General features: G+C 46.2%; 6 protein-coding genes, 5 tRNA genes and 1 rRNA gene. 9 read left to right on the top strand and 3 right to left on the bottom strand.

The features are described from left to right. Nucleotides 1-99: 99 nt before the first annotated feature. Nucleotides 100-215, top strand: a 5S ribosomal RNA gene (rrf, locus tag T411_RS0115160). A 25-nt stretch (nt 216-240) separates the two neighbouring features. After that, nucleotides 241-317: transfer RNA gene (locus tag T411_RS0115155), tRNA-Asp, on the top strand. Nucleotides 318-601: 284 nt separating this feature from the next. Here T411_RS0115155 and pssA read toward each other — a convergent pair. Then, on the bottom strand, nt 602-1,942 hold the full coding sequence (gene pssA, locus T411_RS0115150) for a CDP-diacylglycerol--serine O-phosphatidyltransferase (RefSeq protein ID WP_000561723.1): 1,341 nt from the start codon (nt 1,940-1,942) through the stop codon (nt 602-604). Nucleotides 1,943-2,036: 94 nt separating this feature from the next. Continuing rightward, nucleotides 2,037-2,459 (bottom strand): GNAT family N-acetyltransferase, encoded by a 423-nt coding sequence (locus T411_RS0115145; protein ID WP_000889216.1) that lies wholly within the window; start codon nt 2,457-2,459, stop codon nt 2,037-2,039. Nucleotides 2,460-2,495: 36 nt separating this feature from the next. Here T411_RS0115145 and murB point away from each other — a divergent pair, with 36 nt between their 5' ends. Then, entirely contained in the window at nt 2,496-3,569 is a 1,074-nt protein-coding gene (gene murB, locus T411_RS0115140; RefSeq protein ID WP_000157742.1) for a UDP-N-acetylmuramate dehydrogenase, read from the top strand. After that, complete coding sequence (birA, locus tag T411_RS0115135; protein ID WP_000658158.1) at nt 3,566-4,528, top strand: bifunctional biotin--[acetyl-CoA-carboxylase] ligase/biotin operon repressor BirA; 963 nt, start codon at nt 3,566-3,568, stop codon at nt 4,526-4,528. The genes murB and birA overlap by 4 nt, the downstream gene beginning before the upstream one ends. A gap of 49 nt (nt 4,529-4,577) precedes the next feature. Here birA and coaA read toward each other — a convergent pair whose 3' ends face one another. Then, nucleotides 4,578-5,501: a type I pantothenate kinase gene (coaA, locus tag T411_RS0115130; protein WP_000075698.1), complete on the bottom strand. Its 924-nt coding sequence runs from the start codon at nt 5,499-5,501 to the stop codon at nt 4,578-4,580. 208 nt (nt 5,502-5,709) lie between these two features. Here coaA and T411_RS0115125 point away from each other — a divergent pair. The 5 genes from T411_RS0115125 to T411_RS0115105 all read left to right on the top strand — a co-directional run. Then, nucleotides 5,710-5,785 (top strand) — tRNA-Thr (locus T411_RS0115125). Between the two features lie 35 nt (nt 5,786-5,820). Then, nucleotides 5,821-5,905 (top strand) — tRNA-Tyr (locus tag T411_RS0115120). A gap of 35 nt (nt 5,906-5,940) precedes the next feature. Then, nucleotides 5,941-6,015, top strand: a tRNA-Gly gene (locus T411_RS0115115). A gap of 13 nt (nt 6,016-6,028) precedes the next feature. Beyond that, nucleotides 6,029-6,104, top strand: a tRNA-Thr gene (locus T411_RS0115110). A gap of 112 nt (nt 6,105-6,216) precedes the next feature. Then, nucleotides 6,217-7,030, top strand: an 814-nt coding sequence (locus T411_RS0115105) for an elongation factor Tu (protein WP_027694907.1), incomplete at its 3' end; no start/stop codon positions are given.

The raw sequence follows: 7,030 nt of genomic DNA, 5'->3' as shown, positions 1-7,030 counted from the left end.
AGCTAAGCGCATAAGAATGTGTGTGAGAACGAAGACAGCTTTCCAGAATTGTTGGTTATCACTTTTTTTAAGAAAAAGTGAAATCAAAAACAGAATTTGCTTGGCGACCATAGCGTTTTGGACCCACCTGATTCCATCCCGAACTCAGAAGTGAAACGAAACAGCGTCGATGGTAGTGTGGGGTTTCCCCATGTGAGAGTAGAACATCGCCAGGCTTTTAATTTGGTCTAACCAGACAGCGGAGCGGTAGTTCAGTCGGTTAGAATACCGGCCTGTCACGCCGGGGGTCGCGGGTTCGAGTCCCGTCCGCTCCGCCACTTATTACGAAACCCAGTCTTAGGACTGGGTTTTTTGCTTTCTGGAAATCATTGAAAGCCAGAGGTAATTACTGCTTATCGCCTATCCCAGTGCTCATCCTCTATGATGTTCAATCATCCCAAACTGTCCAACTCTTCTTACTGCTCTTTTTGTCTTTGTCTTTTTGCGTTTATCCATCGGAATTTTTCAATAAAGCTTCTGTCAGTGCATAGTCGTTTCGGATGGCTATATTGAGCAATAAAAAAGCCGATGCGAATGCATCGGCTGGTAGTGTAAGCGTTGATTATAAGATTTGTTTGAGGACACGATCGGCTTTTAGACGCATGATTCGGCGTACTAAGCGTTGTACCTTTTCTGGGTAGTGCTCGGGTTTTTCAATTTGCTTATAAGTACAGATTAACTGAGTATGCTGCAGAATATTGTCAATTTCAGCTTCAAATTTGGTAGTAAGGTGATGGTAATCATCACGAATTAAAATTGCATTTTCGAGGTCGAGCTTCCAAGCGCGTGGATTGAGGTTATTACCTGTGATGAGCATATAACGTTTATCCACCCAAATTCCCTTGAGATGAAAGCTGTGATTTTCATGCTTCCAGAGGTGGATTGAGAGCTTGCGGCTTGCAATATGAGCTTCATTGGCTTTCGCAAAGCGGCGCAGATTAAGTTCATACAAGTAAGGTAAGCCACCGATAGTCTTGAATGGCTCTTCTGGTGCAATGTAGAAGTCATTCGCGGTTTTATCGCCAATCACAATATGGACTTTCACGCCACGTCGCAGTGCTTTTTTCACCTCTTTAGCGATACTCGGCGGGAAATTAAAGTATGGCGTGCAGATAAACACTTCATCTTTAGCAGAGGCTAACAATTGGATAATGCTTTGGTTCAACCGATTTCTGCGTCGACCGAGTCCAACCAAGGGTGTGACAGCGACTTGACCTTCATTCACTTTCTGTTTAGCAAATTGGTAATTGGCTTGAGCAAGTGAAGCTCGGAATTGGCGGATATCAGACTTAATCTCTTTTGTGGTGGGTTTGCTACCACAAGCGAGGTTATTGACAGCCGGGTGAGCCAGCATTTCTTGTTGGATAAAATGCACCATGCTGTCGGCAAGTTCAGCATTTTCTAAGGTATGGTAGCGATCAAAACGATAGCGGCCATGAAACTGGAGATAGACATTATTGAGGCTCGCACCGCTGTAGATGACTTGATCATCAATAATGAAGCCTTTTAGATGCAGAACGCCAAAGACTTCCCGCCCTCTAACCGGTATGCCATAAACAGGAATACAGTGCTCATGTTGCTGAGCAAAGTCACGATACATGGCTGCATTGCCTTCGGATTCTGCTGCACCGATCAAGCCACGCTGAGCACGGTGCCAGTCAACACAAATATGTATTTCGAGTCCTGGGTTACGCTGCTTGGCGGCATAGAGTTCAGTAAGAATTTCACGGCCAGCATCGTCATTTTCTAAATAAAGTGCAACGAGGTAGATACGTTTGCGTGCCTGACGAATCGATTCAACCAAATGAGTTCGAAATTCTGCAGCCGAGAGCAGTACGCCAAATTTGTCAGGATCTTGCGCAATCGCTGGTAGTTGTTCGATTGGGTTTCTTCGAGCAATCATTGGGATGCATTACCTTGTTGTGTGCAAAATTGCGAGCAGTGGATATTACCAAAACTGGTTAAGAAAAGGCTAGAAATGGCGACCATTCTTGACATTACTTCGCTTGATATTGCATCGGAATGAGATCCTTACCAGATCTCGAGTAACGCTCAAAGAGTAGATGGAGCTCGGCGGGTAAAGCATTAGGTGCAATTTGAATAAAATGGCCTTGCTGATAGAAATGTTCGAGATGGGTATAAGCAAAACAAAAGGTTGCTGGATTGAGCCATTGCTTTTGGCAGTAGTCGAGCAGTTGCTTACCAATCCCTTGTTGACGGCTCTGGGCTTCCACTGCCATGCCAGTCAGTAGGCGATATTGACCAATCATACGAAAACGTACCACGCCCACGATCTCACGATCCTTGAGAGCAACAATCACCTGTTCATCACTTTTGGGTTTGCTCCCTGGATAGTGGTTTTTATAAAAACGTTTGATAAGCGGGAGCTTAATGGGGGCAAATTGCTGAAACTCTAACATTGGTCTTTCGTGCTTGTCGGCCATCTGAGGTAGAATATGGCCAGTTTAAGTTATCCAAAGACGACCATGCAAATTCAACTCGGTGCGAACCTCAAACCCTACCACACCTTTGGTATTGAACAGTTAGCTGCTCAATTGGTCGTGGCGGAATCGATTGACGATCTTAAGGCGCTCTATTGCTCAGCTGAATGGGCTAGCCTACCTAAGCTTATTATAGGCAAAGGCAGTAATATGCTTTTTACTTGTCACTATACAGGTATGGTAGTGGTTAACCGCCTCAATGGTATAGAGCATCAACAAGATGATGATTACCACCGGCTTCATGTTGCAGGTGGTGAAGATTGGCCTTCACTCGTAAGTTGGTGTGTGGAGCAGGGGATCGGCGGTTTAGAGAATCTTGCGTTGATCCCTGGCTGTGCTGGCTCTGCACCAATCCAAAATATTGGCGCGTATGGCGTTGAGTTTAAAGATGTTTGTGATTACGTCGAGTACTTATGCCTAGAGACTGGCACAGTGAAGCGTTTGACGATGGAAGAGTGCCAATTTGGGTACCGTGACTCCATTTTCAAACATCAGCTTTATCAAAAAGCAGTTGTGACTGCGGTAGGGTTAAAATTCGCTAAAGCTTGGCAGCCGATTATCCAATACGGCCCACTAAAAGATTTGTCCTCGGACTGTGCTATTCATGATGTGTATCAGAGAGTTTGCGCTACGCGAATGGAAAAACTGCCTGATCCTGCTGTGATGGGGAATGCGGGCAGTTTCTTTAAAAACCCTGTGATCAGTCAGCAAGCCTTTGCTCGACTGCAAATTGAGCATCCCGATGTGGTGGCATATCCAGCTGAACAAGGGGTCAAGGTAGCGGCCGGATGGTTGATTGATCAAGCGGGTTTGAAAGGTCACCAAATCGGAGGAGCGAAAGTTCACCCTAAACAAGCTCTGGTGATCGTTAATACGGGTGATGCGAGTGCGCAAGATGTACTCATGCTGGCGGCTGATATTCAGCAGCGCGTGTTCAACTGCTATGGCATTGAACTTGAACATGAAGTGCGATTTATTGGCGAAAGTGAAGAAACCAATTTAAAGCAATGGATGAGTGAACAAGCATGAAAGAGCACAGCGCTAAACTAGCCATACTCAAACAATTAGCCGATGGCGATTTTCACTCTGGTGAAGTGTTGGGTGCTCAGCTGGGGATCTCGCGAGCAGCCATCAGTAAGCATATTCAGGGCATCCGCGACTGGGGTGTGGATGTGTTTCGTGTACAGGGTAAAGGGTATCAACTTGCTCAAGCGATGACGTTGCTCGATCAATCGGTAATCCAATCGCAAGTGAATAATCCTGTCGAGCTGCATCCGATTATTGGCTCGACCAATCAATATCTGCTCGATCATGTCGAGACGCTGGTATCGGGAACGGTCTGTTTAGCAGAATATCAAGCCAGTGGTCGTGGTCGGCGTGGTCGGCATTGGGTTTCTCCATTTGGCGCTAATCTTTATCTCTCGATCTATTGGCGTTTAGATGCCGGTATGGCAGCCGCGATGGGGCTGAGTTTAGTCGTGGGTGTGGCCATTGTTGAAGCGCTGGAAGCCATGGGAGTGGATGGCGTTAAACTAAAATGGCCAAACGATCTCTATTATCAAGATAAAAAGTTGGCGGGCATTTTAGTCGAAATGTCTGGTCAAGCTGGTGCGGCAGCACATTTAGTGATCGGCATGGGGATCAACCTTGCTATGCGCGATAACGAGGGCAATATCGATCAGCCTTGGATAAGTCTTGCAGAAGTGACTGGCCAAAGCCGGATTGATCGTAATGCTTTAGCGATTAATCTGATTGCTGCGCTAGATCGCACCTTACGCCAGTATGAAATTTCAGGTATGCAAAACTTTGTTGAGCGTTGGAATCGTTGGGATAACTTCATCGGTCGTCCAGTTAAACTGCTGATGGGGGCGAATGAGGTGCGCGGTATTGAGCGCGGGATTGATGAACACGGCGGCGTATTATTAGAAACCGAAGAGGGGTTGAAAAGTTTTATTGGCGGTGAGATATCCCTACGTAAAAACGACTAGAGCAGAATTAAAGCCAAATAAAGAGGCGTCAGCCTCTTTTTCTTGAGCACTATTTACGGAGCAGGACTTCTTCTACCGTATGGTTAAGCCCTTTGCGTAAAATCAAATGTGCACGACCTTTGGTCGGCAAGATATTCTCAACCAGATTTTTACCGTTGATGGTTTCCCAAATGGAACGCGCTTTCTGTTCAGCTTGGGCTTCAGTGAGTGCAGTGTAGTGGCTGAAATAGGAGCCGGGCTTTTTAAATGCACCCTGGCGAAATTTCATAAAGCGCTCGATATACCACTTTTCTATCAGTTGACTATCGGCATCGACATAAATCGAAAAATCCAGGAAATCAGAGATAAATACGCGGTGTGGGTCATGAGGGTAGTCCATACCACTTTGCAGTACATTTAAGCCTTCAATGATCAGCACATCCGGGCGGTCGACCACTTTCATTTCATCGGTAATATCATAAGTGAGATGTGAATAAACGGGGGCGGTTACATTGGGCTGGCCAGCTTTAACCTCAGAAACAAATTCCACCAAACGGCGAATATCATAAGATTCAGGAAAGCCCTTCTTATGCATAATGCCACGTTCAGTCAGTACCTTATTGGGGTATAAAAAGCCGTCTGTGGTGATCAGTTCGACCTTCGGATGATTCTCCCAACGTGATAAGAGAGCTTTCAGTAAGCGAGCCGTTGTACTTTTACCGACGGCAACGCTGCCCGCTATGCCAATCACAAAAGGGGGTGCTGATTCGGTATTACCCAAAAACTGATGCAACACACCATTACGACTTTGACGCGCAGCCACATACAAATTCAGTAGACGAGCGAGGGGAAGATAGATTTCAACCGCTTCGGTCATCGATAAATGGTCATTGATGCCCTGTAACTCTTTTAGATCGCTTTCAGAGAGCGTCATAGGTACTGAATTGCGCAATTGGGCCCAGTGTTGGCGATCAAAGGTTAAATAAGGGCTCATAATCGGTTCAATCATGCGGTTGAGAATAAGGAAAGCGAAAATACAATAAGCACAAGATAAAACAAAATAGAAAGATGCGAGAATTAGCGATTGCGCTCTAATTTGACTGAAAAAACAACGAACAAGCAAAATCCTTTGAAAATTGAGTTTTTTTTCAAGATAAGGGTTGCAACCCCCAAGATCATTCACTAGAATGCGCACCACTTATGCCGACTTAGCTCAGTAGGTAGAGCAACTGACTTGTAATCAGTAGGTCACCAGTTCGATTCCGGTAGTCGGCACCATTTTCTCCACTAGCAGTGAAAATGGTCAAAAATTTGGAGGGGTTCCCGAGTGGCCAAAGGGAGCAGACTGTAAATCTGCCGGCTCCGCCTTCGATGGTTCGAATCCGTCCCCCTCCACCATATTCTTAAGGAAATAGCTCTCAGAGTTACGTGTTGCGGGCATCGTATAATGGCTATTACCTCAGCCTTCCAAGCTGATGATGCGGGTTCGATTCCCGCTGCCCGCTCCACTCATTTTAGAGTGCTGATATAGCTCAGATGGTAGAGCGCATCCTTGGTAAGGATGAGGTCGGCAGTTCGATTCTGCCTATCAGCACCAGCTCTAAGCCTCTAAGCAAAGTTTTCCTTTTGATATATACTTTACTACCGATATTTTTTGGTTGCGTGGTCATCTCAAAAGCCACCTAAATCCGTACCTAGAGGGACAACTCATGTCTAAAGAGAAATTTGAACGTACGAAACCGCACGTAAACGTTGGTACTATCGGCCACGTTGACCACGGTAAAACAACTCTAACTGCAGCTATCTGTACTGTACTTGCAAAAGTATACGGCGGTAAAGCTCGTGACTTCGCGTCAATCGACAACGCACCAGAAGAGCGTGAGCGTGGTATTACAATCAATACTTCTCACGTAGAGTACGATACTCCAAACCGTCACTACGCACACGTAGACTGTCCAGGACACGCGGATTATGTTAAGAACATGATCACCGGTGCAGCACAGATGGACGGCGGTATCCTAGTTGTAGCGGCAACTGACGGTCCAATGCCACAAACTCGTGAGCACATCCTGCTGGGTCGCCAAGTAGGTATTCCTTACATCATCGTATTCATGAACAAGTGTGACATGGTTGACGATGAAGAGCTTCTAGAGCTGGTAGAGATGGAAGTTCGTGAGCTGCTGTCTGAGTACGATTTCCCAGGTGATGACCTGCCAGTAATCCAAGGTTCAGCACTAGGCGCGCTAAACGGCGAAGCACAGTGGGAAGCGAAGATTGTTGAGCTAGCAGAAGCACTGGATACTTATATTCCAGAGCCAGAGCGTGCAGTAGACATGGCATTCCTGATGCCAATCGAAGACGTATTCTCAATCCAAGGTCGTGGTACAGTAGTAACTGGCCGTATCGAGCGCGGCATCCTGAAAGTGGGTGACGAAGTAGCGATCGTTGGTATCAAAGAGACAGTAAAAACGACCTGTACAGGTGTAGAGATGTTCCGTAAGCTGCTTGACGAAGGTCGTGCAG

This window comes from Vibrio cholerae ATCC 14035, assembly GCF_000621645.1.
GTDB classification, from domain to species: Bacteria; Pseudomonadota; Gammaproteobacteria; order Enterobacterales; family Vibrionaceae; genus Vibrio; species Vibrio cholerae.
Note: the sequence above shows the minus strand (reverse complement) of the source record. Positions and strands in the feature narration are given on the sequence as shown.

Excerpts from the sequence above, each read along its gene's own strand:
- murB (WP_000157742.1), top strand. The coding sequence starts at position 2,496 with ATGGCCAGTTTAAGTTATCCAAAGACGACCATGCAAATTCAACTCGGT.
- pssA (WP_000561723.1), bottom strand. The coding sequence starts at position 1,942 with ATGATTGCTCGAAGAAACCCAATCGAACAACTACCAGCGATTGCGCAA.
- coaA (WP_000075698.1), bottom strand. The coding sequence starts at position 5,501 with ATGAGCCCTTATTTAACCTTTGATCGCCAACACTGGGCCCAATTGCGC.
- T411_RS0115145 (WP_000889216.1), bottom strand. The coding sequence starts at position 2,459 with ATGTTAGAGTTTCAGCAATTTGCCCCCATTAAGCTCCCGCTTATCAAA.
- birA (WP_000658158.1), top strand. The coding sequence starts at position 3,566 with ATGAAAGAGCACAGCGCTAAACTAGCCATACTCAAACAATTAGCCGAT.